General features: G+C 57.4%; 22 protein-coding genes. 8 read left to right on the top strand and 14 right to left on the bottom strand.

Going from position 1 to position 26,216, the window contains the following annotated elements:
• Positions 1 to 65 precede the first annotated feature (65 nt).
• The gene (locus tag AAGD24_RS06340; protein WP_379866870.1) at positions 66 to 1,277 is read right to left on the bottom strand and encodes an acyl-CoA dehydrogenase family protein; all 1,212 of its coding nucleotides are present in this window, start codon (positions 1,275 to 1,277) and stop codon (positions 66 to 68) included.
• Positions 1,278 to 1,397: 120 nt separating this feature from the next.
• Here AAGD24_RS06340 and AAGD24_RS06335 point away from each other — a divergent pair, with 120 nt between their 5' ends.
• On the top strand, positions 1,398 to 2,291 hold the full coding sequence (locus tag AAGD24_RS06335) for a LysR family transcriptional regulator (RefSeq protein WP_085681464.1): 894 nt from the start codon (positions 1,398 to 1,400) through the stop codon (positions 2,289 to 2,291).
• 9 nt (positions 2,292 to 2,300) lie between these two features.
• Here the strand turns inward: AAGD24_RS06335 and AAGD24_RS06330 are convergent, their stop codons facing one another.
• Positions 2,301 to 2,657 carry a hypothetical protein gene (locus AAGD24_RS06330; RefSeq protein WP_036204277.1) on the bottom strand — a complete coding sequence of 119 codons (357 nt, stop codon included), beginning with the start codon at positions 2,655 to 2,657 and terminating at the stop codon, positions 2,301 to 2,303.
• A 162-nt stretch (positions 2,658 to 2,819) separates the two neighbouring features.
• Here AAGD24_RS06330 and AAGD24_RS06325 point away from each other — a divergent pair, with 162 nt between their 5' ends.
• Positions 2,820 to 3,986 (top strand): isocitrate/isopropylmalate dehydrogenase family protein, encoded by a 1,167-nt coding sequence (locus tag AAGD24_RS06325; RefSeq protein WP_036204275.1) that lies wholly within the window; start codon positions 2,820 to 2,822, stop codon positions 3,984 to 3,986.
• Here the strand turns inward: AAGD24_RS06325 and AAGD24_RS06320 are convergent.
• The 3 genes from AAGD24_RS06320 to AAGD24_RS06310 all read right to left on the bottom strand — a co-directional run bounded on the left by AAGD24_RS06320 (position 3,973) and on the right by AAGD24_RS06310 (position 6,082).
• The gene (locus AAGD24_RS06320; RefSeq protein ID WP_036204273.1) at positions 3,973 to 4,542 is read right to left on the bottom strand and encodes a DUF1439 domain-containing protein; all 570 of its coding nucleotides are present in this window, start codon (positions 4,540 to 4,542) and stop codon (positions 3,973 to 3,975) included. The two genes, AAGD24_RS06325 and AAGD24_RS06320, sit on opposite strands and share 14 nt — an antisense overlap.
• Before the next feature lie 116 nt (positions 4,543 to 4,658).
• Positions 4,659 to 4,850: a CPXCG motif-containing cysteine-rich protein gene (locus AAGD24_RS06315; protein ID WP_007152033.1), complete on the bottom strand. Its 192-nt coding sequence runs from the start codon at positions 4,848 to 4,850 to the stop codon at positions 4,659 to 4,661.
• A gap of 5 nt (positions 4,851 to 4,855) precedes the next feature.
• A complete protein-coding gene (locus tag AAGD24_RS06310) occupies positions 4,856 to 6,082 on the bottom strand; it encodes a pyridoxal phosphate-dependent aminotransferase (protein WP_036204271.1) in 1,227 nt (408 codons plus the stop codon).
• Between the two features lie 259 nt (positions 6,083 to 6,341).
• Here AAGD24_RS06310 and AAGD24_RS06305 point away from each other — a divergent pair, with 259 nt between their 5' ends.
• Positions 6,342 to 7,325 carry a D-2-hydroxyacid dehydrogenase gene (locus AAGD24_RS06305; RefSeq protein ID WP_085681465.1) on the top strand — a complete coding sequence of 328 codons (984 nt, stop codon included), beginning with the start codon at positions 6,342 to 6,344 and terminating at the stop codon, positions 7,323 to 7,325.
• 83 nt (positions 7,326 to 7,408) lie between these two features.
• Here the strand turns inward: AAGD24_RS06305 and AAGD24_RS06300 are convergent, their stop codons facing one another.
• The 4 genes from AAGD24_RS06300 to AAGD24_RS06285 form a co-directional block, all read right to left on the bottom strand.
• Positions 7,409 to 8,074, bottom strand: coding sequence for a response regulator transcription factor (locus AAGD24_RS06300; protein ID WP_007152036.1), 666 nt, complete (start codon positions 8,072 to 8,074; stop codon positions 7,409 to 7,411).
• A gap of 44 nt (positions 8,075 to 8,118) precedes the next feature.
• Complete coding sequence (acs, locus tag AAGD24_RS06295; protein ID WP_286811763.1) at positions 8,119 to 10,065, bottom strand: acetate--CoA ligase; 1,947 nt, start codon at positions 10,063 to 10,065, stop codon at positions 8,119 to 8,121.
• Positions 10,066 to 10,364: 299 nt separating this feature from the next.
• Positions 10,365 to 11,903: a fatty acyl-CoA reductase gene (locus tag AAGD24_RS06290; RefSeq protein WP_036204264.1), complete on the bottom strand. Its 1,539-nt coding sequence runs from the start codon at positions 11,901 to 11,903 to the stop codon at positions 10,365 to 10,367.
• Between the two features lie 225 nt (positions 11,904 to 12,128).
• The gene (locus tag AAGD24_RS06285) at positions 12,129 to 13,442 is read right to left on the bottom strand and encodes an AAA family ATPase (protein ID WP_085681467.1); all 1,314 of its coding nucleotides are present in this window, start codon (positions 13,440 to 13,442) and stop codon (positions 12,129 to 12,131) included.
• A 319-nt stretch (positions 13,443 to 13,761) separates the two neighbouring features.
• Here AAGD24_RS06285 and AAGD24_RS06280 point away from each other — a divergent pair, with 319 nt between their 5' ends.
• From AAGD24_RS06280 to AAGD24_RS06265, 4 genes are all read left to right on the top strand, one after another.
• Positions 13,762 to 15,738: an HDOD domain-containing protein gene (locus tag AAGD24_RS06280; RefSeq protein WP_036204260.1), complete on the top strand. Its 1,977-nt coding sequence runs from the start codon at positions 13,762 to 13,764 to the stop codon at positions 15,736 to 15,738.
• A 23-nt stretch (positions 15,739 to 15,761) separates the two neighbouring features.
• Positions 15,762 to 17,936, top strand: coding sequence for an EAL domain-containing protein (locus tag AAGD24_RS06275; RefSeq protein WP_379867310.1), 2,175 nt, complete (start codon positions 15,762 to 15,764; stop codon positions 17,934 to 17,936).
• Positions 17,937 to 18,175: 239 nt separating this feature from the next.
• Entirely contained in the window at positions 18,176 to 18,829 is a 654-nt protein-coding gene (locus AAGD24_RS06270) for a class I SAM-dependent methyltransferase (protein WP_007152042.1), read from the top strand.
• A 49-nt stretch (positions 18,830 to 18,878) separates the two neighbouring features.
• Positions 18,879 to 19,886, top strand: coding sequence for a DUF2156 domain-containing protein (locus AAGD24_RS06265; protein ID WP_041335081.1), 1,008 nt, complete (start codon positions 18,879 to 18,881; stop codon positions 19,884 to 19,886).
• Here the strand turns inward: AAGD24_RS06265 and murI are convergent.
• Both murI and nudC read right to left on the bottom strand, forming a co-directional pair.
• Positions 19,864 to 20,715 carry a glutamate racemase gene (gene murI / locus AAGD24_RS06260; RefSeq protein WP_379866865.1) on the bottom strand — a complete coding sequence of 284 codons (852 nt, stop codon included), beginning with the start codon at positions 20,713 to 20,715 and terminating at the stop codon, positions 19,864 to 19,866. The two genes, AAGD24_RS06265 and murI, sit on opposite strands and share 23 nt — an antisense overlap.
• Positions 20,712 to 21,533, bottom strand: a complete 822-nt coding sequence (gene nudC / locus AAGD24_RS06255; RefSeq protein ID WP_075195969.1) for an NAD(+) diphosphatase — start codon at positions 21,531 to 21,533, stop codon at positions 20,712 to 20,714. The genes murI and nudC overlap by 4 nt, the downstream gene beginning before the upstream one ends.
• Before the next feature lie 142 nt (positions 21,534 to 21,675).
• Between nudC and plsB the strand changes: the two genes are divergently transcribed.
• Positions 21,676 to 24,144: a glycerol-3-phosphate 1-O-acyltransferase PlsB gene (gene plsB, locus AAGD24_RS06250; protein ID WP_036204246.1), complete on the top strand. Its 2,469-nt coding sequence runs from the start codon at positions 21,676 to 21,678 to the stop codon at positions 24,142 to 24,144.
• A gap of 14 nt (positions 24,145 to 24,158) precedes the next feature.
• Here plsB and AAGD24_RS06245 read toward each other — a convergent pair whose 3' ends face one another.
• The 3 genes from AAGD24_RS06245 to AAGD24_RS06235 form a co-directional block, all read right to left on the bottom strand.
• Entirely contained in the window at positions 24,159 to 24,968 is an 810-nt protein-coding gene (locus tag AAGD24_RS06245) for a class I SAM-dependent methyltransferase (RefSeq protein WP_228210488.1), read from the bottom strand.
• Positions 24,968 to 25,330 carry a UDP pyrophosphate phosphatase gene (locus AAGD24_RS06240; RefSeq protein WP_075195971.1) on the bottom strand — a complete coding sequence of 121 codons (363 nt, stop codon included), beginning with the start codon at positions 25,328 to 25,330 and terminating at the stop codon, positions 24,968 to 24,970. The genes AAGD24_RS06245 and AAGD24_RS06240 overlap by 1 nt, the downstream gene beginning before the upstream one ends.
• Before the next feature lie 85 nt (positions 25,331 to 25,415).
• A complete protein-coding gene (locus AAGD24_RS06235; RefSeq protein WP_036204238.1) occupies positions 25,416 to 26,213 on the bottom strand; it encodes an undecaprenyl-diphosphate phosphatase in 798 nt (265 codons plus the stop codon).
• Positions 26,214 to 26,216: the final 3 nt, after the last annotated feature.

Genomic DNA, 26,216 nt, shown 5'->3' with positions numbered 1-26,216 from the left:
GATGTGCCGAAGGAGCGTGTTTCAGAACGCCCCGTCCGTCCGCTCACACTCCGAAACTAGCGGGCTCACTTCCGGTACTTTGCCAGCTCCAGACGAGCAACCATCGCACGGTGAACCTCATCCGGGCCATCAGCCAGGCGCAAAACCCGAGCATAGGCGAACAGCTGAGTCAGTGGGAAATCATCGTCGCTGACACCAGCACCACCGTGAATCTGAATCGTATCGTCCACAATCTGCTGAAGCATCTTCGGAATAACCGCCTTAATCATGGACACTTCCTGCAAGGCTCCAGAGATACCTTTGGTATCCAATGCCCAGGCGCATTTCAGCGTCAGCAAACGCGCCTGCTCAATCGCCATACGGGCATTGGCAATCACATCCGGATTACCGCCCAGTTTAGCGATCGGCCGACCAAACGCCTCACGACTGGTCGCCCTTTTGATCATCAGTTCCAGAGTACGCTCCGCCGCACCGATGGCACGCATACAGTGGTGAACACGCCCCGGCCCAAGACGGCCCTGGGCAATCTCGAAGCCACGGCCGGGGCCCGCAATAAATGCAGTCTTGGGCAAGCGCACGTTGTCGAAGGACACAACACCGTGACCGTATGGCTCATCGTAGGCGCCGAACACCGGCAGCATTCGCTCAATTTTGACCCCAGGGGTATCCAGCGGCACCAACACCATGGAATGACGGCGGTGCTTGTGGGCATCGGGATCGGTCAGGCCCATGAATATGGCAACCTTGCAATCCGGGTGGCCAACGCCAGTGCTCCACCATTTGCGACCGTTGAGAACAACCTCGTCGCCATCCACGGTGGCCGTGGCTTCCATGTTGGTGGCGTCTGAAGATGCCACAGCTGGCTCTGTCATGCAGAAAGCGGAGCGTACTTCACCGCTTTGCAGACGGGGCAGCCACTCGGCTTTCTGCTCTTCGGAGCCGTAGTGGATCAGCACTTCCATGTTGCCGGTGTCCGGCGCGTTGCAGTTGAAGATTTCCGGGGCAATGAAGCTGCGGCCAGTTTCTTCGGCAATCAGGGCATAGTCGGAGTTGAGAAGCCCACACCCGTATTTCTCATCCGGGAAGAACATGTTCCACAGGCCCTGTGCTTTGGCCTTTGCTTTCAGTTCCTTGATGATGGGCAACACCACCCAGCGGTTTTCCTGCGCCATCAGTTCCTTATGGTACTGCTCTTCAATCGGGAAGATTTCTTCCTCCATGAAAGTTTTGACGCGCTTGAGATAGTCCTGGCCCTTCTCGGAAATACTGAAATCCATTGCCATGTCCTCTTGGTTTGACCGATATCGAGCCAGTCTAGTTTTCTATCCACTATTACGCGACTGAATAATTCTTATCATTTATCATAAGGCTGGCTTATTCGCGAAGGGGAGATGCTTATGGCACTGAATCGACTGGACCTGAACCTGCTGCATGTATTCGACACCATCTACCGGGAGGGCAGTCTGACCCGCGCCGCCCGGGCCCTCCACCTCACCCAGCCGGCGGTCAGCCATTCCCTGTCACGTCTGCGGGAGCATTTTGATGACCCATTGTTCAGCCGTCAGGGCAACCAGATGGTGCCCACTCCCCTGGCCCGTCGTTTCCTGGAGTCCATGCGCCCGGGGCTGACCCAGATACAGAGTGCGGTCAACCAGTTCCACGCCTTCGACCCTGCCAATCAGCGCAAAACCTACTCGCTGGCCTTGCGGGATATCCTCGAGTCGACGTTCCTGCCCAAACTGATGGGCCGGCTGGAAAGCTACCCTGAGTTGGAGATTGTCAGCCAGCGGGTGCCCCGGCGGGATATGGAAACCCAGCTAGCAGCGGGCAAATTGGATTTTGCGGTGGATGTGCTGTTGCCGGTCAGCAATCAGACGGGCCATGAACTATTGCGACACGACAGGTTGGTGGTGCTGGCGAGAAAGGGCCACCCGCTCACCGGCGGCGGCCTGACCTTGGACAAGTATCTCGAAGCCAAGCATGTACTGGTTTCGTCCCGGTCGGAGGGCCCCGGCATTGAGGACTTTGAGCTGTCGCGGTTCGGAGTGCAGCGAAACATTCGTCTGCGATGCCAGCACTACTACGCCGCCTGCCGGGTAGCTGAGGGAACCGACCTGTTGCTGACCATGCCGGAAAACTACGCGCGGATCATCGCGGAACGGGCTGACATCGATATTCTGACCACTCCGGTGGACCTACCCGGTATCGATGTGCATCTATACTGGCACAAGGCCTATGAAAGGGAGCCAGCGCTCATCTGGTTCCGGGAGCAGTTGGCCAGCATCGTGTGAGCGCCACCTTCAGTAGGCCCCCACCAGTTTCAGGAAACCAAGAAATCCGGCGGCGGTAATACCCAGTGACGCTACAACAATGCCGAAGCCCCACCAGATCGCGGCCCCATCAGACACCTCAGTGTCGTGCCCTCGCAAGGTGCGGTAGAACGCCCAGGGGCCAAGAATAAAGGCACCCAACACCGCAAACACCAGCCCCACACTGACGCCAGCAAATGTCCAGGTGGCCAGCACCGTGGCGCGATCAGATACCTGCTCCTTGACGCCATGGCGAAGCAGGAACTGTTTGCAGAAGAACCAGATCAGCGCGAACAGGATGATGACAAACAACAGTCCGCCAACGACGGTAATCAGGCGATAGAACAAGGCAAATCCTCAGTAAAATTAGTCAACCACAGCACTATAACCAGCAATCCATAACTGGTAAAACAAACGAGGGATTAAATGGTGTGGAATCCCCATGGCACATGACTACACTGAATCACACGACTGACTCTACGATCACAGCAACAGGAAGGAGTATCCGGAATGGCCCAGAAAACCCGAATTGCGGTGACCCCCGGTGATGGCATCGGTCCTGAAGTGGTTGCCGAGGCGGTACACTGCCTGGAGACCCTGCGCAAACGACACGATTTGCCGATGGAGTGGACACGCTTTCCCTGGCCATCCCATGCCTGGCACGAAGAAAACGGCGAATCCATGCCGGCTGATGCTCTGGACCAATTAAAATCCTATGATGCGATTCTGTTGGGTGCCCTGGGCGACCCCGGCCCGGTCGACGACCCGGACCGTTACCTGCTGCCAGACAGCATCTCCCTGGCCCCCCTGCTGGACATGCGCAAGGGATTTGATCAGTGGGTTTGCGAACGGCCCGCCAGACTGCTTCCCGGTGCCCGTCAGTATCTGGCGGATGAGCGCGCCAAAGACATCGACATGCTGGTGATTCGAGAAAACAGCGAGGGCGAGTACGTTAGCCAGGGCGGACGGCTCCGTAAGGGCGCACCGGATGAAGTGGCTACCCAGATGGAAGTATTCACCCGCCGGGCGACCGACCGGATTATCCGCTATGGCTTCGAGCAGGCCCGCCTGCGAGCCGCCGCACGCGCCGAAGAAGGCCGCACCCGACACTTCCGTACTCTGGACGGTAAAACCTGCGAAAGCCAGGTGTGCATCGTGACCAAACGCAATGCCCTACGCTATTGGGGCGACATGTACACCGAAGCCTTCGAAGAAATGGCGAAACAGTACCCCGACGTAGCAACGCACCACGAACTGGTGGATGCGGCCTGCATGAAGTTCGTTCAGGCGCCCTGGGCGTTCGATGTGGTGGTGGCCAGCAACCTGCAGGGTGACATCCTGACCGACCTGGCAGCCGTATTGTCCGGCGGCATGGGCGTGGCGCCCTCCTGCAACCTGAATCCCGACGAAAACGGCATGCCCTCGATGTTCGAGCCAACCCATGGCAGCGCACCGGATATTGCCGGCCAGGGCCTGGCCGACCCCACAGCAATGCTGTTCACCACGGCACGCATGCTGGAGTGGCTGGGGCGGAAGGACCCGGCTGTGGCCGCGGCCGGGCGGGAATTGTTTGACGCAGTAGCCGCTGATCTGGCGGAGAACGCCGGCAAATCCAGGGGTACACAGGAAATCGGCGCCGCCGTGCGCGAGCGCCTGGAGTCACTTACTCGGCCATAACGAACTCAAGCCGCCCGGGCGCAACCCTCACGTCCATGGGCACCATGCCGAACATTCGTTGGGTGAAGTCCGCTTCATCCAGCCGATACACCGGCATGGTTTCCAGCATCTGGGCAACCACCCTCATGACGTTATCCGTAACCGGTTTGAGATCCCCTTTGAAAAACGACGAATCGATACTGCTTTCCAACAGTTGCAGCCGCCGAATGTAGATCGCTTTCTCCTTACTGTCGTAAACAGGCGCTCCTTCCACTTTCAGGGCAATATCGACTGGCAGCTTTGCCATCAGCGCATTCAGGGCGACCTGCCCTCTCAGGTCAATGACAGCCACGTCACGGCCATCCGGGCCAAGGGTAATGTCCGCATTGCTCAGACTCAGGCTAAGTGGCGACCCGCTCTGCAGCTGCCGGCGATCAAAGTCACTGACGGTATCCTGAAAGTGGCGCTCCAACGTCGCTTCGGAAATGGAATAGGGTGACAGGCTGGCACAGCCGCCTAGCACAAACATGGATAACAGAATAACGGCCGAAAACAGGCGGGTTGATGCGTTGACCATCGAAAGACTCTCCTTTGCAGTTCCTCCTATCCTGAGCCAAGGTGGCTGCCCGGGCAAGCCGGGCAGGTTAATCATCGGTCAGGAATAAATAGACCCCGCCGAAGGTTGGCGGGCGGTTATTCGTTCTCGGCCCGGACAGTCACGGAGGGGGTCAGGTTCTCGTCGAGGACCACGTGGACCAGGATGGGCTGACAGCACACCTGGCAATCCTCCACGTACTCCTGATCTTCCACCGAAGGGTCGACGCTGAGATCCAGCGTCTCCCAACAGTAGGGGCATTGCACAAGCACTGAGTCCAGAGCCGACATGACGATCAGAACTGCTGCTTGGCCATCCAGGGGATGATCCGGTCGAAGGCTTCATCCAGTTTCTCGCACGTGGTCGAGAAACTGATCCGAACGGCGTTCGTGCACCCTTCCCCGAAGGCATCTCCCGGCACCAGGCAAACACCCGTTTCCTTGAGCATTCGCAATGCCAGGTCAGAACCGTCTACATGGGGCGGCAAATCCGGAAACGCAAAGAAGGCGCCACCGGGTTTGTACCCTGTCAGATACGGTGTCTGGTCGACCAATTCCACCACCTTGTCGCGGCGTTCACGGTAGATATCCACCATGTTCTTGACGCATTGCTGGTCTCCGGTGAGTGCCGCGACGCCCGCGAACTGGGACGGCGTGTTGGCGACAGAGGTGGTGAACATGTGAAAACGCCGCAGCGACTTGATCGCCGCCTGGCTTGCGATCACCCAACCTACCCGCAACCCGGCCATGCTATAGGTCTTCGAGAAACTGCTGATGCACATGATGTTGTCCAGGTCCATCGAGCAGTTCAGCACGCTGGCGAAGTCGTCATCGTCAAAGATGAGGTGGTCATAGACCTCGTCGGCGTATACCTGGATTCCCCGGTAGGCGCACTCTTCCAGAATGGTCTCGACGGTAGTGCGGGGGTATACGGCCCCGGTGGGGTTATTGGGGTTGTTCAGGATCAGTGCAAACGTGCGCGGCCCCATGGCCCGGATTACTTCGTCCGGATCCAACTGGTGGTCGTTATCCGCCCGGGTGGGCACAAACTTGACCTCACCACCGTTCATGCGAATCAGCGGTGCGTAAAGCAGGAACGACGGGTCAGTCACGATGAACTGCCGGCCTGGAGCAGACGTCGCCGAAATCGCCAGGTACATCGCCTCGGTCGCCCCGCTGGTGATCAGGATGTTGTCCCGGGTCAGCTTGCGATCGTAACGTGCGCCATAGTAATCCCGCAGGGCAACCAATAACTCGGGCAGGCCCGCGTCCATGGTGTACCCCGTCTGCCCGGCATTGAGCGCGTCAATATAAGCGTCAATGACATGCTTGGGGGTTGGCAAATCCGGCTGACCGATGGAAAGATGAATGACATCCTTCATGGTGGCCGCCATATTCACCATGCGACGAATGCCCGGCACCGGAACCGCCTGCATCGCCGGGTTCCAACTGGCCTTGTTCTTCCGGTATTTCACTTTACGCGGTTTGGTCTGGCCGGTTTCTCGATTGGCGGCTTCTGCCATAAACACCTCCTGGACGCGGGGCAAAATAGTAGCTACTCCTGCAGGTTAGTCAGTAAACAGGGGCCGTACAAGACATAAAACAGAAAGATTGGATTACCGGAACGAAACGCCGTAGTACCCGCTATAACAAGGGCTACGACCTTTATCTTATATGGGGTCAGGTTGACCAGTTCAGGCTCAGATACCAGACTGTAGACTCGACATCCGGACTGTCGATTCCCGCGGCCGGACGCGGACAAACTGCATTGGCGGAGGACAGATGACCCAACACAGCAAACCGGTTGTAACCGTTCTGACAGCACCCGGTGAAAACGAGCCTCCTGGCATGGATGCCCTGCGGGCACGAGCAGAGGTTCGCTTTGCCTCTGACGAGCCCACTCTGCGGGACACCTTGCCGGGCACCGACGTAATGATGGTGACGGACTTTCGTACCGAGGCCCTGGCCGCCGCCTGGCCGTCAGCGGACAAACTGCAGTGGATCCACGCCACCAGTGCCGGCGTGGATGCCTTGATGTTCCCGGACCTTATTGAAGGCGACGTTACCGTAACCAACGCCCGAGGCATCTTCGACCGCACCATTGCCGAGTACGTGCTGTGCACGATTCTGATGTTCGCCAAGGATTTTCCCCGCTCCCTGCGCCTGCAGGCAGAGCACAAATGGCAGCACCGGGACACCGAAAGAGCTGAAGGCAAACAGGTACTGATCGTTGGCGCCGGTTCCATCGGCGGGCAGATTGCCCGGCTATGCAAGGCCGCCGGCCTGAAACCCCACGGTATTGCCCGCAAACCCCGCCACGACGATCCGGATTTTGTCGCGGTTCACGGCAATGACGACCTCACCGAGCAACTGGGCCTGGCGGATTTCGTAGTCATCGCCGCCCCACTGACCCCCCAGACCGAAGGCCTATTCAACGAAAAAGCCTTCAAGGCCATGCGCAAGTCCGCCCGCCTGATCAACATTGGTCGCGGGCCCGTGGTGAAAACCGACGACCTGATTGCCGCCCTGAATAACGGCGACATCGCTGGCGCGGCGCTAGACGTGTTCGAGGAAGAACCCCTACCGGCGGATCATCCGCTTTGGGATATGGAAAATGTCATCATGACCGCCCACATGTCTGGCGATTTTATCGGCTGGAAACGGGCGCTGACCGACCAGTTCCTGGAGAACCTGGACCGCTGGCATCAGGGTGAGGAGCTGTTCAATCTGGTGGATAAGAAATTGGGGTATGCCAGTAAAAAGTGAGCACGCCCGCTCAAACAAAAAAAAGCGGAAATCCCATTCGCAGGGATTTCCGCTTTTTCAATTCAATAGAACCTCTGGGCCAATCAGCTACCAGACAACGACGTATCCGAAGGATCTATCTCCATTTGCTGGATCGCAATTACCGCCTGGGTCCGGTTGCGAACCCCCAGCTTCCGGAACACCGCCGTGATATGGGCCTTGATGGTAGCCTCTGAGACGTCCAGATCATAAGCGATCTGTTTGTTCAAAAGCCCCTCAGCCAGCATACCCAGCACCCGGAACTGCTGCGGCGTCAGTGACGCCAGTTTTTCGGAGAAGTCCGTCATGTCCGAATGCATCCGCTCGATCTTGTCCGCCACACCCTCCGGCAACCAGACGTCCCCTTCCAGGACTGCCTGAATCGCCTCGGTGATGGTTGGCAGAGGCGCCGACTTCGGAATAAAGCCCGACGCCCCGTAGTCGATCGAACGGCGCATCACCTGCATTTCTTCCGATCCTGACACCACCACCACTGGCAGGCCGGGGTACTGCCCGCGCATGAACACGAGCCCCGAAAAGCCGTGGGCGCCCGGCATGTTCAGATCCAGCAACACCAGATCCGCATCCGGATGCGACTCTACCGCCGCCTGCAGCGCCTTGATGCTGTCCACTTCCACTGTCTTGGCATCAGGTACCGCCTGACTGACCGCCTGTTTCAGAGCTGCCCGAAACAGCGGGTGATCATCGGCGACGATAATAGTTTGTGTCATTCAACAGATTCCTCACAGGGTCACAGCCTGATAGCAAGCAGGCCTTACTTGTTCGCACGACCGCTTATCAGGTCATCCACCACGCCCGGGTCCGCCAGAGTGGAGGTGTCGCCCAGCTGATCGTGCTCATTGGATGCGATTTTACGCAAAATACGACGCATAATCTTGCCAGAACGAGTCTTGGGCAGTCCAGGCGCCCACTGAATTACGTCCGGAGACGCAATCGGCCCGATTTCCTTGCGCACCCACTGGACCAGTTCCTTCTTCAACTCGTCGCTGGGTTCCTCGCCATGAACCAGGGTTACATAGACATAAATGCCCTGCCCCTTGATTTCGTGGGGGTAACCAACCACAGCTGCTTCGGCAACCTTGTTGTGGGCTACCAGGGCGCTCTCAACCTCAGCGGTCCCCAGGCGGTGGCCGGACACGTTCAGAACATCGTCCACCCGGCCGGTGATCCAGTAGTAGCCGTCTTCATCACGACGGGCACCGTCGCCAGTAAAGTACATTCCCTTGTAGGTACTGAAGTAGGTTTGCTTGAAGCGCTCATGATCACCGTAGATGGTGCGCATCTGGCCAGGCCAGCTGTCCAGGATCACCAGGTTGCCCTCAGTCTTGCCTTCCAGGATATTGCCGTCATTATCCACCAGTGCCGGCTTGACGCCGAAGAACGGCACAGTCGCGGAACCCGGTTTCAGATCGATGGCGCCCGGCAGCGGCGAAATCAGGATGCCGCCAGTTTCCGTCTGCCACCAGGTGTCCACAATCGGGCACTTGCTGTTACCGATTACGCGATGGTACCACTCCCAGGCTTCCGGGTTGATCGGCTCACCCACCGAACCCAGCAGGCGCAAACTGTCGCGGGTGGTGCCGTTCATGCAGGACTCACCTTCGGCCATCAAGGCACGGATGGCGGTAGGTGCGGTGTACAGGATATTGACCTTGTGCTTGTCCACCACCTGACCCATACGGGAGGTATCCGGGTAGTTGGGTACACCTTCAAACAGGACGGTAACAGCACCATTGGCAAGCGGGCCGTACAGAATGTAGCTGTGACCGGTGACCCAGCCAAAGTCCGCCGTACACCAGTAGACGTCGCCATCGTGGTAATCGAAGACGTATTCGTGGGTCATGGAGGTAAAGACCATGTAGCCACCGGTGGTATGCAATACGCCTTTCGGGGCGCCAGTGGAGCCGGAGGTGTACAGCATGAACAGCGGATCTTCGGCGTTCATGGGTTCTGCAGGGCAATCCGTGGACGCGCCCTTCATCAGCTCCTCGTAACTCTCGTCACGACCGTCTTTCCAGGGCACATCACCGCCGGTACGCTTGACCACGATAACCTTGTCCACATCTGCGCCGGCTTCCTTACTCAACGCAGCGTCGACGTTTTTCTTGAGAGGAATCTTGCGGCCGCCGCGGACACCTTCATCAGCCGTTACCACGAATCGGGATTTACCATTAGCAATCCGGGCACCCAGTGCTTCCGGAGAAAACCCGCCGAAGACAACAGAATGGATAGCGCCGATGCGGGCACAGGCCAGCATGGCAACACCCGTTTCAACAATCATGGGCATGTAGATAGTGACAACATCGCCCTTCTTGACGCCCTGATCTTTCAGAACGTTCGCGAACTTACAGGTTTCTTCGTACAGTTCGCGGTAGGTCACGTTGCGGGAATCGGCCGGGGCGTCGCCCTCGAAAATGATGGCCGTCTGATCACCGCGCTTTTCCAGGTGACGGTCCAGGCAGTTAGCGGCGGCGTTCAGTTGGCCGTCTTCAAACCATTTGATGGATAGGTTGTCGTAGTCGTAGGTGGTATTTTTCACCTTCGAGAAGGGCTTGATCCAGTCCAGTCGCTTGCCGTGTTCAGCCCAGAAGGTCTCCGGGTCATTCACCGACTGTTGGTACATCTTCTCGTACTGATCCCGGTTTAGCAGGGCCCGTTTGGCCACGTCCGGACTTACCGGATAAACCTGTTTATCAGTCATTGTGCTCCCCCTTATTAGTCAGAGTCTGTTGTCATTATCGGTTATTTAATAAAGAGCGTGACGGGCAAAAAAGCCCTGAAGACGGATACCCATAGTTCAACACGCGTGCCAGTGAACAATGAATTAGACTAACGTCCCAATCCGCCAGCACTTTTAGCTAGAATGACGGTCTCACGAGGGGTGACCCTATGTTCTGGAGCCTGCCCTAAAGGATAGACCCGCCAGCGGAAACAACAAGTGAGCTTCCGCCCCCCGGGAACCGGGGGGACGGGTAGAAAGGACAGCCGACTGACCGGGTGTCAGGCGGCTTTCTTGCGGGTCTGGGCAGCCCGCAGGCTGTACAGTTTCCTCTCCTTGAGAGCGTAACGGTTAAGACCTCCGAGGTGGATCTTGCACAGGTACAGCTGCCAGTCGATCTGGCGTGCATCCACCGGGAACAGGACACGATCCAGTTCACCCATGCGGGAAGCCAGGGCCATCAGCGAATCGTTACGGAAGATGTAATCCGGTGCAGTGTAGAAACCAAAGATGGTGGCGAGTGAACGCGTGGTATCGAGGTTTTTGAGAACCTTTAGCTCACGGTTCTGGCCAGCCAGCCTCAGTGCCTTGCCAGCGATGGACAACGGCACGCGCATCCCGCCAACCACAACATCAAACAGCTTGCGATTGACCGCCACAAACGGTTTCGTGGGCCGTCGATAGAACAACTGGTCATACGCTGCATAGTTGGACTTGGCTTCGGCCATCAGGTAGTCAATGAACGTGCCCAGCGAAATTGGGTTTGAACCGCCACTGCAGCATTGATAGATGCGGCGATGCCCAGGCTCGGAAATGGCTTCAGCCAGGGACAGGATAATGCTGTTGGCCACCAGGTCCACCGGAATCACGTCGATAATACCGCTGCGTTTGCCGGGAAACAGGGAGACCTTCTCACGGGCGTAGGCAAGTATGATCGCATCCGCCACCTTCACACCTTCAATCCATCCCGGCGAGGGTTCTTCCAGTGCACTTTCAATGATGGAAGGGCGAACAATTGTGAGTGAGCGCCCGGAAAGGGCTTTCATCAGGAGTTGCTCACCCAGCCATTTGGTAAACGTGTAGGTGTCGCTCCAGCCGTAGTTGTTGGCCTCGCGAATACCCAGGTCCACGAGCTTTTTCTCAAGCACTTTGCCGGAGTATCGGGCCTTCACGTCGGAGATCTTGTCCTGCAGAAGGTGTACAAGCTCTTCCGTTTCATAGTATCCGTCGGTGCTGCGGGGGATAGACTCTCCCGCCGGCTTGATAACGGACTCCGTGATCTGACCGGAATTTTTTCCGTTGACGTAGCAGGTGGATACCTGGATGACCGCCATAGTGCTGTTGAGCTCCGCCAGAGCGGCAACGTTCTCGAGGCAAAGGGTATTGATCTTCAGCGCCTTATCGAGCTCCTCCCGGAAATTTACGCTGGCTGCGGAATTGATAAACGCATCGACCTGCCCGGCAAGAGCACGGAACCGCTCCTGCGTAAGCCCAAAACGGGGTTCAGTCACTTCGCCGGTGATGCAATGAACGCGTTCCTCAAGAAAGCTTTCGAACGCCTCGTTGTCATCGTGCCTAAGGCGCTCGAACACGGAAGAACTCGCGATCTCATTGAGAAATCGTTCCCGCGCTGCCGGATGCCTTTTGTTACCGCGGATAAGCAGATGGATCCCGCCAATATCCGGCACCGTGCGAATCAGTTTTTCCAGTACCACCTTACCAAGAAACCCGGTGGTGCCGGTGATCAACACGTGTTTACCACGTAGTTGCTCAAGAACACCGGACGCTGACGCTCCATTCTGTTGCTGCTGTGTTGCCATGGCGAGAACTCCTTCTCAAATTCACTGTGTAGCCATCAAATGCAGTGGGTTTTACTGCATTTTGCGGGCCACGATTCCGGGAATAAGGCTGATTTTTGCACAGACCGAATGACAGTGCGGTGACATAGAGCAAAGTTACGCTACAAATTGCATCAATAAAATGACCATAAAATAAGGTGACTAAATGCAAAAAAAAGGAATGGAGAGAAACCGGATAAAAGGCGCTCAGGAACCGTTCTTGTCGGTGTCCGCCAGCGAGCGTAGAAGCTGATCCAGGGAGATATTGGACGGCTGCTCCTTAAGCGCCCGAATCAACCGGCTTTGTTCACCAAAACTGATACGGTCGTAGTACGGCTCCCGCTCTGGCTTATTTACTATTGCTTCCGCCTTACGGGGAACTGCCGCAGGGTCAACTTCTGCAGCGAGATGGCGAAGATGAGTCGCCATATGTTCTCGTTGTTCCTTTTCCAGTTTGTCCCAATTGAGAGAGGCTAAACCGGTCTGGATAATCTCAATGGCATCTGCATCCATTCTGCGCCCTAACAGTGCAAAGAGCCCCTGAAACGCTTCATAACGCAGCAGCGGCTTATCATTGCTGTCAGCCAGTATTTCACCGAGCTCTGCTGTCAGCCGCTTGCATTCCTGGGCCGGGTCTTTTGGTGCTTTTGCCTGGCCACCGCCGGACGCAGGCGCCGTATCCGCTGGGCCGGACGACACCCGGTGCCAATACGCCGCAATCCCCGCCTTTCGCGGCGGCAACTGGCGCAGCCGCACGTTCAGCATGTCAGCCAATGTTCGGAATTGACGGCTGGACGGATCAGAAGCCGGCAACAGTGCCACAGGGCGTTGATTCATCACTGACTGGCGCAAGGTTTCGTCACGCCAGATCGCACCCAGGTAATGCAACTGCAACCCCAGGTGCCGAACTGCAGCAGCATCAAGGCGCTGAAACACGGATCGAGCCTGACTTGCACCCTGGGCCATGTTCACCAACACGCTCGGCGTCCTTCGGTAGCCACGACGAATCAGAAGTTTTATCAGGGAGAAGGCATCGGTCAGCGATGCAGGGTCTGGCGTGACCACGACGCAGGCCAGTTCCGCCGCCGCAATCATGTGCATGCCGGTCTTCTGCAAACCCGAGGCCGTGTCTGTGATCACGTAGTCGTAGTTTTTCTCCAGCCTCGACAACGCCTTGAGAACACGCAGGCTTTCTTCAGCGGCCATATCCACACATTGTTCAACTCCCGAGGCGCCGGGAATGATGTGCAAACCCCACTCCGCTTCCATAATCACGTCGCGGAGAGAGCACTCACCGGCCATTACGTTGGCCAGGGTGCGCTCCGGATACCGGCCCAGCATGATACTGACATTAGCCAGATCCGTGTCACCATCCAGCAACAATACTCTGTAACCCTCTCGCGCAAGGGTCAGGGAAAGGTTCAGTGCCACCGATGTTTTTCCGACGCCACCTTTGCCACCGGTTATGGCCAGTGTTCTGGGTTGCTTCGGAATGTGCCTGGAAGTGCGGGAATCGGTCATGAATGCTTAATAGGCGCTGTCTTGTCCGTCGACTGACACGTGATCCGGGTAAAATTTGAGTACTGTGTCAAAGTGTAACCCGGACGGAGTTCTAACTGTAGACAAAAAGAGACGGGTTGAATGCCCGATCATGGACGGTTTTGCGACATTTAACCTGTAAAAAGTTTACACACATCACAACACGGGTAATACTCTGCTTAAAAAAGGACCAATAACTGTTTAATAAATGCAGGTTATTGACTAAGCTCCATCGGGTTAATGTTTATGAACAAGTCGTCAGATACTAACGAAATATCTGGCGCGTTACACAGGCAGGCCTATGCAGATTGCCCCTGACATACAGCTACCGAGTCTCCCGGAGGTTACCCTTCGGGCGCTTGAGGCCTGCCATCAGGATGAAAACTATCGCCGAATAAGTGACATTGTGTCTGCCGACACCGCTCTGGTCACTCGCGTTCTCGCCCTCGCCAACTCGGCACTGTACGGCCCCACCTCGCAAATACGTTCCATTGACCAGGCCCTGCTCCGGCTGGGAACCCGACGTTTTCACACCCTGGTTCTGACTGCTGCACTGCGCCAGATTCTTTACGAACTCGGGGCAGACCAGTGGCAACAGCTGCGGGACTTCTGGCGCCATTCCCTGACCACCGCCCTGACGGCCAGGGCTCTGGCAACACTGACTCGCTACCCCGAACCCGACCAGGCGTTCATGCTGGGTATGTTGCACAACGTAGGCGAGCTGATCGCACTGAAAACACCGCCTGGAGAAACCCAGCAATACTACTTTGACCACCAGTCCGATATTGCTGCCGAACTGGTCAATTCATGGGGGCTGGGCCCCATGGCGGTTGACGCTATGCGCTATCAGCAGGCCATGCCAACGGAAATACAGGATGCCGGGCACCTGGTCAAACTGATCAGTCTGGCAACGCGCCTGGCACTCTCGGACGCGGCGGGCATTGCGGCGGCGGGGACCATTTTTGGGCTCAATGAAGAGCTCACGCGAGAGATCAACCGCAGGATCGACCAGGAAGTGAGCGGCGTGGCCGAGTCACTGGGCATTCCGCTATCGGAAGACTACGACGCCCGCCATTCCAACCACAAACTCAAACAGACCATACTGAAACAGGCCATGGCCAGCCAGGCGCTGGAACTGTCGCCGATTCGCGGCAGTGCCCAGGAGAGTCTGGCCTCAACCGTCACCAGCCTGACACTGATCACCGGCCTGCCGGCACTGTATTTTGGCCAGGCCGGAGACGGGCTGACACTGCTATCCGCCAGCAACGGCGATACTCCTGACCTTACAGTTGCCAGCGGGCCGGCCACCAGCGTGTTGACCGAGGCCTACAGCAGCGGCACCGCCCTGTGTCTTGGTGACCGCACAACGACTGTGCTGGACCGCCAGCTGCTTTCTCTCTTGAAAACCCCTTCTCTGGTGGCTATTCCCGTTCGGGGGGAAGATCAATGTGCTGGCGTCTTTGTCGTCGGTACCGACCATGACAGTTCCGGTCAGACAGAAGAAATCGGTCGCCTGTTCAGCGCCAAACTGTCTGACGCCGTCACTGCCACGCTAGCCAATAGTGGTACCCAGGACAGTATGGAGTCGGAACTGGCCCGACAGGCCATTCGTCGCCAGGTCCATGAGGTGAGCAACCCGCTGACCATCATCCGGCAATATATCTATCAGCTACGGAACCGGCTGGATGATGACGAAGTACAGGAAGAGCTGGACGTCATACGTGACGAACTCGATCGCGCGGGGGATCTCCTGTTGCAGATCAGCCGGGGTCCGGGCCATGATGCAGCAAACCCGACCGGCGTCTGCAATCTTAATGACGAACTGAGAATTCTGCGGGACTTGCTGGAAGACAGCCTGTTCAGCGGCGACGACATGGCGCTGGAGCTTGACCTGTGCGCGGACCCCACCGATGTTACCGTGCCCGGTGCGGTCATCCGGCAGGTGGTTATCAACCTGGTCCGTAATGCGGCAGAATGCCTTGTTGACGGTGGCGAAGTGGCTATTCACACACAGGCACCGGTCTGGCAGAGCGGAAAAACCTGGGTGGAACTGGAAGTGGCGGACACCGGTAATGGAATTCCCGACGAGGTCCGAAAACACTTGTTTTCACCGGTTCAATCCACCAAGGGCAAGGGCCATAGCGGCCTGGGTCTGAGCGTGGTCAAACAGTTGATTGATGACATGGAGGGCATCATTAGTTGCCGCACGGGGCGCGGAGGGACAGCATTCCGAATTCTGTTTCCCGCGGCGGCAAATAAAAAAAACGATGAAAAATGACGAAGAAACGACGGGCTACTGACATGAAACCTGCGAGCACCGAGTGGACTTACGGCGACGACGGAAAGGCGCGCATCCTGGTCGTCGACGATGATCCGAGACTGCTTTCCGGCCTTGCTTCACTGCTCAGAAGCAAGGGGTACGAGGTCACCGAAGCGGAAGGTGGGCGCATGGCCTGTCGCATCCTTGAGACCGAATCGTTCGACCTGGCAATGCTGGATCTTCGCATGCCCGATGTGGACGGATTCGGTGTGATGGAACGCCTGTCATCGGAACAACCAGAATGTGGCGTGATTGTCGTGAGCGGTGAAAGCTCGTTCAGCGCCGTCAGCCGCGCCCTGCGCCGGGGGGCACTGGACTATATCCGCAAACCGTTCGACCCGGAAGAACTGCTGGCAACGGTCGACGGCGTGCTCGGCAAGCGTTCTCTGCTTCGCGCCCACGAGCACATACGAATGCGCCTGGAAAAGTCCGAGGAACTGCATCGCTACATCGTCAACAGCTCACCCGATATCGTTTTCATGCTCGATGGCGACGGGCATTTCTGTTTTGTGAACAGCAAGATTGAGAGTCTGCTTGGCTACCAACCCGCTGAGCTGTGCGGGCGTCACTTTCGCCACATCCTGGATGACCGGGACATCGCCCGGGGAACCTATGCCCTGAAAGGCCCGAATATCAGCGCCGACAATCCCCGGACACTGGAAGTTCGGCTCAAGACCCGAGGCAGCCGCAAAGCCACCCGACACTTTGAAATTACCGCGTTTCCGATTGACCCGGAAACCTGGCCCCACACCGTTCACGACGACGGCAAATACAATGGTCGCGAGGCCCGCTACTACGGCACTGCCCGCGATGTGACCGAGCGTAAGGAAGCGGAAGCCTTTATCAACTTCCAGGCCTACCACGACTTGTTGACCCGACTGCCAAACCGCGCCCTGTTCAAGGACCGGCTCGACCTGGCCATCACCCACGCGCGCCGCAGTGAGCAGAAGCTGGCGGTGATGTTCCTGGACCTTGATCGCTTCAAGGTTATCAACGACACGCTGGGACATGCCATGGGCGATCGCCTGTTGCAGGCTGTCACACAGCGACTGGAACGGTGTCTGCGCAAAGGGGACACCCTGTCACGCTTCGGTGGCGATGAATTCACTCTGCTGTTGCCGTCGATCCACGGTTACGAGGACGCAAGACAGATTTCAAAGAAGTTGATCAAGGCCTTGCGCGCGCCTTTCCAACTGGGCGAACACGAAGTTTTCGTAGGTGTGAGCATTGGCATTGCCACCTACCCGGAAGCCGGCGAATCCATGGATCAACTGATCCAGAACGCCGACATTGCCATGTATCACGTCAAAGCACGGGGCAAGGATGGCTATCGCTTCTACTCGGAGAGCATGAGCATTGACACGGCCAACCGCCTGAGCCTGGAAAGAGACCTTAGGATGGCACTGGAGCGCGATGAGTTGCGGGTGTTCTATCAGCCGCAAGTCTGTTCCTCGAGCAATCGCGTGGTGGGTTTGGAAGCGCTGGTGCGCTGGCAACATCCGGAAAGGGGATTGCTCTATCCACGGGACTTCCTGCCGCTGGCGGAAGAAACCAAACTCATTGCCAAACTCAGTGAATGCGTACTCGACCAGGCCTGCCATGATGTCGGCCAGTGGATTCGAGAAGGACACAGCGACCTGCGACTGGCCGTAAACCTGTCCCCGGTCCAGGTGGAGCACCCAAGGTTTGTAGAGACCCTGATGGCTCAACTCCAGGCCCACGGCTTCCCACCCCAAAACCTGGAAATCGAGATCACTGAAAACGTGATCATGAACGATCTTGAGCAGATCAGTCAGAAACTCCGGGAATTAGCGTCATTGGGCGTCAGAATTGCCATTGATGATTTCGGCACCGGCTACTCCTCCCTGAACTACATTCACCGGCTGCCCATTCACACCCTGAAAGTGGATCAGTCCTTCGTCAAAGCCATTCGCAGAGGCGAAGATGGTGCCTGTATTGTAAACGCCATTGTCGCCATGGCCCATGGACTGAAACTTCAGATCGTGGCGGAGGGTGTGGAAACGGACGAACAGCTCACCTACCTCAAAAGCCTGGGATGCCACCAGGTTCAGGGATTCTTCTACGGCCCGGCGCGGCCTGCAGACGTCATCGGCAAAACCCTCGGACATACCCCGGCGCGCGCCGTCGCTTTCTAACCTACCGCATTATCGATACTCCATTGTCGGACAGTCAGATCTAAAATGTTGATCTGGTTTGCAAAGTGTTGCTGTTCGTTACGTTATGTATCTGGAAATGCGCGGTACTGCACATAATTCCCCCACCGGCTTCTCTAAGCTCAAATCCATCAGGCGCTTCCTTCAATTCACCTGACGGTGAATCAACAATCACAAGAAGAATGGAAGCATCCCCAGGATATGGACAGGCAGAAGTCACCATGCGCGATAAATACAAATACATTGGCCCGGTATACGATTTTCTGAGCAACCTCTACAGCGGCAAGAACATCCATCGCTGCAAGACTGCCATGCTCGATGTGGAAACCGTCAAGCCCGGCGCCCGCATCCTGTTTGCAGGCGTGGGCCATGGCCGTGACGCGATCCGTGCCGCAGAGTTGGGCGCGGACGTGACCGTGGTGGACCTCTCCGAGACCATGCTGCGCAAGTTTGCCGAAGCCCAGGAAAAAGAGGCGCCGCACCTGACCATCCGCCGCATTCACAGCGACATCATGAAGGTCGATGAGTTCGAACAGTACGACATGGTGGTCGCCAACTTTTTCCTCAACGTGTTTGACGAAGACATGATGGTGCGGGTGCTGGAGCATCTGATCCGTCTGGGCAAGGCCGACGCCAGGGTGGTTGTGGGTGACTTCTGCTACCCCACCGGCAACATTGTGGCCCGCCTGTTCAAGAAGATGTACTGGTACATGGCCGTCTTCATCTTCTGGCTGTTCGCCAACAATGCCTTCCACAAGATTTACAACTACCCCGAACACATGCAGCGCCTTGGCCTGCACGTTACCGAGAAAAAGCATTTCAAGCTGCTGAACATGAACTGTTACTGGTCGATCCTGGGACGGAAACAGGTGTAGACACGAGGCCTCACGCCGGATTTAAAACAATAAACGGGGGAGTTTCACAATGTCAGACCAGATCCTTTCACTCGATGGCGTACGCTCTCTGGACGAAGGTGTATTTACCTTTCCGGAGCGCATCAGTTACCTCAAGAAGTACGGCACCCATTCCCAGTCGTTCTCGACGTTGCAACCTGAGATGCAGTATTTCGATGTGCCCGGCGTTGGCTACCTGGCGTATATGCGCAAATGGGGCGGCACGTTCGTGCTCTCCGATCCTGTCACCGCACCGGAACACTTTGAGTTGATCCTGGAACAGTTTCACCAACGCTTCCCTTCCGCCTGCTACATCCAGGTATCCAAACCTGTCGTGGACTACCTCTACCGCCGCTTTGGCCTGTTTGGCACCCAGTTTGGCAGCGAATCCCGTATCAACCTGAAAAACTGGTCGCTCAGCGGGAAGAAGAAACAGATCCTGCGCACGGCCCTCAACCAGGCGGAAAAAAACGGCATTACCGTGAAGGAGCGCTTCAGCGATGACCACACCCGCGAAATTTCCGATGCCTGGATTCGCACCCGTAAATGCAAGAGCAAGGAGATCCGTTTCCTGATACGTCCCATGGAGATGGAGTACCGGGAGAACGAACGCCATTTCTACGCGTACCAGGATGGCAAGGCCGTGGGCTTTATCTACTTCGACCCCATCTACCGCAATAACGAGATCATCAGTTACGTGCCTAACATCTCAAGGGCTAACGCGGATTTCCGCCAGGGTATTTTCTACACCCTGATGGCCCATGCCATGGATGTGTTCAAGGCCGAAGGCGTGCCCTATCTGGACCTGGGTTTAATTCCGCTATCCCTGGACCCGGCTACCGAGCACCAGGAAAGCCGACTGCTCAAGCGCATCATGCACGGCCTGTATGAGAAGGGGAACTTCCTTTACAACTTCAAGGGCCTGGAATTTACCAAGTCACGATTCCGTGGCGACAACTTTAAAACCTACTGTTGCCACCGCCGATCCTTACCGGCACTGGAGTTCCTGGCCATGTTCAAGCTGACCCGCTTGCTGTAGCACCGACTACCGACGAGGACCAGTTACCACGGATCTCGTTGGTGGCCAGGCTGAGCCCATCCAGGAACTCCCCGATACCTCGTGGGATGTCCCCGGAAAACAGGGCGGCATCAACCACATCGCCATCGCTGTTGAGGGCCATAAGACTTTTCACTTCCAGCCCCTGCTGTTCGAATAACCAGGCCGCTCGGCGGGCGATGGCCTCTCCGGAATCCACCCAGTGTTTTACGGTCGGCAACTGGCTCTGCAGCAGATCCTTTATCAGCGGGTAATGAGTGCAGCCCAGAACCACAGTGTCCACACCCACGTCCCGGAATGGTTGCAATGCCACGGACAAGGCCTGCTCGGGGACTGGCGAACCGGACACCAGATTTTCGATCCATTGCACCAAGTCCGGATGCCCCAGCCGTTCCACCGTGCAATCACTGGCAAACTCGTCAATCAGGTCGGCAAGGTAGGGCCGACGAACAGTGGCGGGGGTGGCCAGCAGACCAATACGGCGGTTTTCAGACACCGCCGCCGCAGGCTTTACCGCCGGCACCACGCCGATCACCGGTATCGGTGTCATGGTCCGAAGATGCGGCAATACCACAGTGCTCGCAGTGTTGCACGCCACCACAATGACATCACAGGGAAATTCCGACAGCGCCAGCCGGATCAGTGTCTGGCTGCGCTCAATGACCACCGCTTCCGGCTGGGCGCCGTAAGGAAAGCCAGCGTTATCAGCCAGGTACACCAACTTCACCCCCGGCAATTGTTGGTGGATACAAGCAGCAACGCTCAATCCGCCAACGCCTGAATCAAAGACCAGCACTCTTGGCGCAGTCACGACGATGCCCCCTGCCCTTTAATTTCCCGCACCATGGCCTGGATCAGGCCGCCGGAGATGGTGGTCACCGGCGGCACAGGTGGCATATCGCCCGGCAGAAACCAGTCCGCTTCCGCAATTTCGTCTTCCTGCAGCACCAGCTCGCCCCCGGCGTAGTCTGCAAAAAAGCCCAGCATTAACTGATGGGGAAACGGCCATGGCTGAGAGGAGTGGTAGCGAACCCCACTAACCTCAAGGCCGGTTTCCTCTTTCACTTCCCGGGCAACCGCCGCTTCAATGGTTTCACCCGGCTCCACAAAGCCCGCAATCAGGCTGAAATAATGACGCTTTGTCCGCGATGACCGGGCCAGCAACATGCGTTCACCACGGCGGATAACCACAATTACGCAGGGCGCCAGCCTGGGATACCAGGGAATGCCGCAGGGCTTGCACCACTTGGCCCTTTCCAACGGGTGCAGCTCTGTCAATTCACCACAGCGGCCGCAGAAGCGGTGATCCCGCCACCACTGATGCACCTGGAACGCGGTGCCCAGCATTTCCGCGGGAGCATCCTCCATCAGCAGCAGCGCTTCCCGAAGCGTCACCCGTTCTGTAGACCCCGCCAGTCTGGCCGCGTCGGCTTCGGCCACGTAGACAGGCTTGCCGTCCATCTGGCCAACATACACCGGCCCGATATCACCGTGCGTACTAGGGGCAATCATCCGCCAAGGCTTCAGCCAGCCAACGTCGGGCTTCAGCACCGCATCACCGTCGATGGCCAACACAAGATCGTCATCGTCGGGCCCTTTCGAAGACCAGCCGGGAGTCCATAACGCCATAATCCGTGTCCAGAAGCTATTATGTGGGTAGAGCTGGAAATGTATCACAGCGGCACAACACAACAGAACGACCGCATGGCTTTCCGCACTGCACGCAACCAAGTAAACTTACCGCCTGTTTTGTGAACCGGAGCGACCGTTTATGCGTTTTTTCCTGGGCCTTCGCAGCCTGATCCTGACCCTTTTCCGCAAAATCCTGTTTTTGTGGGTCCGGACGGATGTGAGCGGCAACAGCGTGGAAGCCCTGGGAGTAGACCCGGAAAAACCGGTTTGCTACGTACTGCAGTACAGCTCGCTGTCCAGCCGATTGGTCCTGGAACAGGAGGTGCTGCGAGCTGGCCTGCCTGGTGCCGAGTCGTCCCTGCCGGTCAAGAACGGTCCGAACCACTCCTTCTTTTTTCTCTACCGTCGGATTGGTGGTCTTTTCCGTCGTCGCCAGACGCCCGTTCCCACCGGTGAGTTCCGGGCGCTGGTTCGCCATGGCCTGGAACACCCTGAGCAGGATGTTCAGATCGTCCCTGTGTCGCTGTTCTGGGGGCGCTCCCCGGACAAGGAAAAATCGCTGGTCAAACTGCTGCTGTCCGACACCTGGTCCGTGGCTGGACGTTTGCAGAAATTCCTGATCATCATGGTGCATGGGCGTAGCACTTACGTGCAGTTCAATCAGCCCCTGTCCCTGAAGCAGGTGATTGACGAATACCGCCATAGCGAGGAACGCGCCAACCGTAAGCTCGCCCGCATTCTCCGTACCCATTTCCGCAGGGTGCGCCAAGCCGTGCTCGGCCCGGACCTGTCTCACCGCCGCACCTTGGTGGGTGGACTGGTGCGGACCCAGGCGGTCAAGGAAGCCATCCGGGAAACCGCCCGCAAGGATGACATCCCCCCGGAAAAGGTGCGCGCCAAGGCGTACAAATATGCGGACGAGATCGCTGCCAGCATGTCCATCGTGACCATACGTTTCCTGGAAGTGGTGCTGTCTTGGCTGTGGAACCGTATCTACAACGGCATCGCTATCAACAACATCCGCGTTGCCAAGGAAGAAGCCCAGGACAATGCCGTGGTGTATGTTCCCTGCCATCGCTCCCATATTGATTACCTGCTGCTGTCCTACGTGCTCTATAAGAACGGGCTGATGCCCCCGCACATTGCCGCCGGCATCAACCTGAACATGCCTATTGTTGGCCCCATCCTGCGACGCGGCGGCGCGTTCTTCATGCGTCGGAGCTTCCGTGACAACCCGCTCTACGCCACCGTGTTCAACGAATACATGCACGTGATGTTCTCCCGCGGCTATTCCGTTGAGTACTTCGTGGAGGGCGGGCGCAGCCGCACCGGTCGCATGCTCCAGCCTCGGCCCGGCATGCTGTCCATGACCGTCCGCAGCTTTCTGCGAGACCATCGCAAGCCCATCGTGTTCGTCCCGGTATACATTGGTTACGAGAAGGTGATGGAAGGCCGTTCTTACCTCGGTGAACTACGGGGCAAGAAAAAACAGAAAGAGAGCGTGTTCGCGATTGCCAAGACCGTTCGCAAGTTGAGCAACTCGTTTGGCCAGGTCGCTGTAAACTTCGGTGAAGCCATTCCCCTTGCTGAGGTATTGAACGAAGTCGAACCAAGCTGGCGGGAAGAAGCCTACGATTCCGAATACCGGCCAAAATGGCTCAATCAGGCGGTGTCTGAACTGTCCAATCGTGTTGCGTCCAGCATTAACGCATCTGTCGCCGTCAATCCCATTGGCATGACTGCAACGGTTTTGCTGGGCACCGATCGCCTGGCTATGGATGAAGGCCAGTTGATTCGCCTGATGGACCAGTATGCCGACCTGCTGAAAGCCTTTCCCTACGCCGACACCATCACGCTGCCGGAAGGCAGTGGCAAGGATTGGGTCGACTACTGCGAAAACATGGGCCTGATCACGCGCCAGCCCCAGAAACTGGGTGACATCATCGCGCTGGAAGGCAGCAACGCGATCCTGATGACCTATTACCGCAACAACATCCAGCATCTGTTTGCCCTGCCGTCTCTGATCGCGAGCCTGTTTGAGAACAAGAACTCCCTGCGCCGGGACAAAATTGAGTTCCTGGCCAGCGTGGCGTACCCCTATCTGAAATCCGAACTGTTCCTCAAATACGACGCCGAGGAGATTGACGGGGTCATCAACCAATGGATCGACGTCCTATTGGAGAAAGGGTTGCTGTTCGAAGAAGAGGAAGACAGGATCAGCCGCCCTGAGGAAGGCACCGATGCCATGCTGCGCCTGCGGGTGCTGTCACGGTTCATCATCCAGACCCTAGAACGCTATCACATTGCCATCGGCATCCTGCGCAAATACGGGTCGGGTAAGATTACCGCCGGCGAACTGGAAGAGCAGAGCACGCTTCTGGCCGAACGTATGTCCATCCTGTTCGGCCTCAATGCGCCGGAGTTCTTCGACAAGACCCTGTTCCGTAACTTCATCGCCAACATGCAGCACAATGGCGTTATCACCACCGATGACGACGGGCTGTTGTGCTACACCGACGGCCTGGATGAAGTGGCGGAAGACGCACGGTTGGTGCTAAGTGTGGAAAAACGCCAGGCCATTCAGCAGGTGACCATGCTTGGGGCCTGAACGCGACCGGTGACCTATCCGGCAGGAAACGCCTTGATGGAGTAGATATCGTACCGGCTGCTCTTTCCTTCAATACGGGTGGTGGGTTCGGGGCCACTCACTGGCTCCGCCTTGCGCGGGCGTTTGACGACAACCCGATAGGTTGCCACTGCCAACGCGGCCTTCAACAACGCCGGTGAGTCATCGTCGTCTCCCACCACCGTGCGGAACACCTGCATTTCCTTCTTGACCAGGGCCGACTTGTCGCGATGGGGAAACATCGGGTCAAGGTAGATCACATCCGCGGCGCCCGCGCCCGCCTGCGATAACCAGTCGATACTGCTACCCGACTGCAATGCCATCCGGGCGACAATGGGCGCGCTCTGCTCGTTCAGGGCCGCACGGGAAAGTCCATCACTAAGCAACGCATGGATAACCGGCGAGCGTTCGAAAAGGGTTAACCTGCAGCCCAGGGAGGCCAGTACGAACGCGTCCTGGCCAAGACCGGCCGTTGCATCCAGAACATGAAGGGGCTGGCGGGCTTTCTTCAGGCCAACAGCCTTGGCAATCAGTTGTCCGGTGCCACCGCCGTGTTCTCTCCGGTATCCCGCCTTTCCGGTCACGAACTCGGCTCTGACAGGCCCTGGAGCCCCCTTGCCGGTCACCTGCAGGCCAAGACCATTTTCATCCAGAAACAGCAGCACTGGGTAATCCCGCACGTCTCGCGGACGAAGCGTACCCAGCAGAGGCAATGATAATGCTTCAGACAGGGAACGTGCAGCGTGGAGATCGCCAAGGGGGCTGCAGCCAACTGCAAGTTCAGACAGGGTGCTTCCTGGCGACATCAAACCAGGATATCGATGCCTGAGAGCCCTGCATCCGCAACATCGCCTCCGGCGGCGACATCAGCAAACGTGGACAGGGCTCTGGAGGTGCTCAGGGAAACTTCATCGGCACGGAAACGCTCCAGGCGCACGTCCTCCGCGGCTTGACGTGCCTCGACACGGCGTTCTAGCGACTCAGCAGAAGGAACCGGCCGTTGTTCGGCGTTGGGGGGCCGTGCATCGGTGAGATCACGGCGAACGGCCTGGCTATCGTTATCGGGGGCGGACGCAGGCGCACGAGCGATGTCACTGCGCTCACGAACCGGGCTGCTGTTGCCGGACTGGAAAGGAAGACTGCTGTTTGGGTTAACACCACCGATCATTCTGGCACACCGGTTAAAAAGACCACAGGTAGTGGATTATGGAAGATCCTGGACCAATTTTAAAGCAGGCTGTTCAATGTTTGCACTACCAGAGCATGACAAGCAACAGCAGACCGAGTACCAGGCGGTATATAACGAACGGCATCAGGCCAAGTCTCTCAAGGAACTTGAGAAACAGGTGGATACAGACCACGGCACTGACAAATGACAGCGCAGCACCCAGGGCAATAGCCGCCCAGTCGGTTGCCCCGCCCTGCTCCACCAGCTCCAGGGTTTTCAGCAGACCGGCGGCGAGAATCAGCGGGATCGACAACAGGAACGAGAATCGGGCGGCTGCCTCCCGTCCAAACCCGAGAAACAGAGCCGCCGTGATGGTAATACCGGATCGGGAGGTGCCCGGAATGAGAGCCAGCGCCTGGGCCACGCCAATGATCACCGCATCTTTCATGGTCAATGCCGGCAGGTCCCGGTTGCGACGTCCCACCGCGTCCGACCACCACAGCACCAAACCAAAACCGATGGTCGAAACTGCAATCACCAACCCGGAACGCAGGGAGGTTTCAATGAAATCATTAAGCAACAGACCAGCCAGTCCGGCTGGAATGGTGCCGGCGATGACCGCCCACGCAAGGCCACTATCCTGCCCGACACGGCCCCGAACCGTATCTCCAACCCAGGCAACCGTGAGACGGCCCACTTCCGCGCGAAAGTACCAGATCACTGCTGCCAACGTCCCTACATGCACGGCGACATCGAACGCAAGGCCTTGATCCGGCCAGCCAAATACCTGTGAGGGAAGGATCAGATGGGCCGAACTGCTGATCGGAAGAAATTCCGTCAGCCCCTGTATAACGGCCAATACAATAATGTGCCACAGTTCCATCGG

Source organism: Marinobacter sp. M5B, from assembly GCF_042604615.1.
Classification (GTDB): domain Bacteria; phylum Pseudomonadota; class Gammaproteobacteria; order Pseudomonadales; family Oleiphilaceae; genus Marinobacter; species Marinobacter salarius.
The sequence above is the reverse complement of the archived record's forward strand: the minus strand, read 5'-3'. Positions and strand labels throughout refer to the sequence as shown.

Bases quoted from the DNA above. Each gene is read 5' to 3' on its own strand.
- AAGD24_RS06300 (WP_007152036.1), bottom strand. From the start codon at position 8,074: ATGACACAAACTATTATCGTCGCCGATGATCACCCGCTGTTTCGGGCA.
- AAGD24_RS06235 (WP_036204238.1), bottom strand. From the start codon at position 26,213: ATGGAACTGTGGCACATTATTGTATTGGCCGTTATACAGGGGCTGACG.
- AAGD24_RS06310 (WP_036204271.1), bottom strand. From the start codon at position 6,082: ATGGCAGAAGCCGCCAATCGAGAAACCGGCCAGACCAAACCGCGTAAA.
- AAGD24_RS06290 (WP_036204264.1), bottom strand. From the start codon at position 11,903: ATGGCAACACAGCAGCAACAGAATGGAGCGTCAGCGTCCGGTGTTCTT.
- AAGD24_RS06315 (WP_007152033.1), bottom strand. From the start codon at position 4,850: ATGTCGGCTCTGGACTCAGTGCTTGTGCAATGCCCCTACTGTTGGGAG.
- AAGD24_RS06275 (WP_379867310.1), top strand. From the start codon at position 15,762: ATGAAACCTGCGAGCACCGAGTGGACTTACGGCGACGACGGAAAGGCG.
- AAGD24_RS06320 (WP_036204273.1), bottom strand. From the start codon at position 4,542: ATGGTCAACGCATCAACCCGCCTGTTTTCGGCCGTTATTCTGTTATCC.
- AAGD24_RS06340 (WP_379866870.1), bottom strand. From the start codon at position 1,277: ATGGATTTCAGTATTTCCGAGAAGGGCCAGGACTATCTCAAGCGCGTC.
- AAGD24_RS06285 (WP_085681467.1), bottom strand. From the start codon at position 13,442: ATGACCGATTCCCGCACTTCCAGGCACATTCCGAAGCAACCCAGAACA.
- AAGD24_RS06280 (WP_036204260.1), top strand. From the start codon at position 13,762: ATGCAGATTGCCCCTGACATACAGCTACCGAGTCTCCCGGAGGTTACC.
- AAGD24_RS06270 (WP_007152042.1), top strand. From the start codon at position 18,176: ATGCGCGATAAATACAAATACATTGGCCCGGTATACGATTTTCTGAGC.
- AAGD24_RS06265 (WP_041335081.1), top strand. From the start codon at position 18,879: ATGTCAGACCAGATCCTTTCACTCGATGGCGTACGCTCTCTGGACGAA.
- nudC (WP_075195969.1), bottom strand. From the start codon at position 21,533: ATGGCGTTATGGACTCCCGGCTGGTCTTCGAAAGGGCCCGACGATGAC.
- AAGD24_RS06305 (WP_085681465.1), top strand. From the start codon at position 6,342: ATGACCCAACACAGCAAACCGGTTGTAACCGTTCTGACAGCACCCGGT.
- AAGD24_RS06240 (WP_075195971.1), bottom strand. From the start codon at position 25,330: ATGATCGGTGGTGTTAACCCAAACAGCAGTCTTCCTTTCCAGTCCGGC.
- acs (WP_286811763.1), bottom strand. From the start codon at position 10,065: ATGACTGATAAACAGGTTTATCCGGTAAGTCCGGACGTGGCCAAACGG.
- plsB (WP_036204246.1), top strand. From the start codon at position 21,676: ATGCGTTTTTTCCTGGGCCTTCGCAGCCTGATCCTGACCCTTTTCCGC.
- AAGD24_RS06325 (WP_036204275.1), top strand. From the start codon at position 2,820: ATGGCCCAGAAAACCCGAATTGCGGTGACCCCCGGTGATGGCATCGGT.
- AAGD24_RS06335 (WP_085681464.1), top strand. From the start codon at position 1,398: ATGGCACTGAATCGACTGGACCTGAACCTGCTGCATGTATTCGACACC.
- AAGD24_RS06245 (WP_228210488.1), bottom strand. From the start codon at position 24,968: ATGTCGCCAGGAAGCACCCTGTCTGAACTTGCAGTTGGCTGCAGCCCC.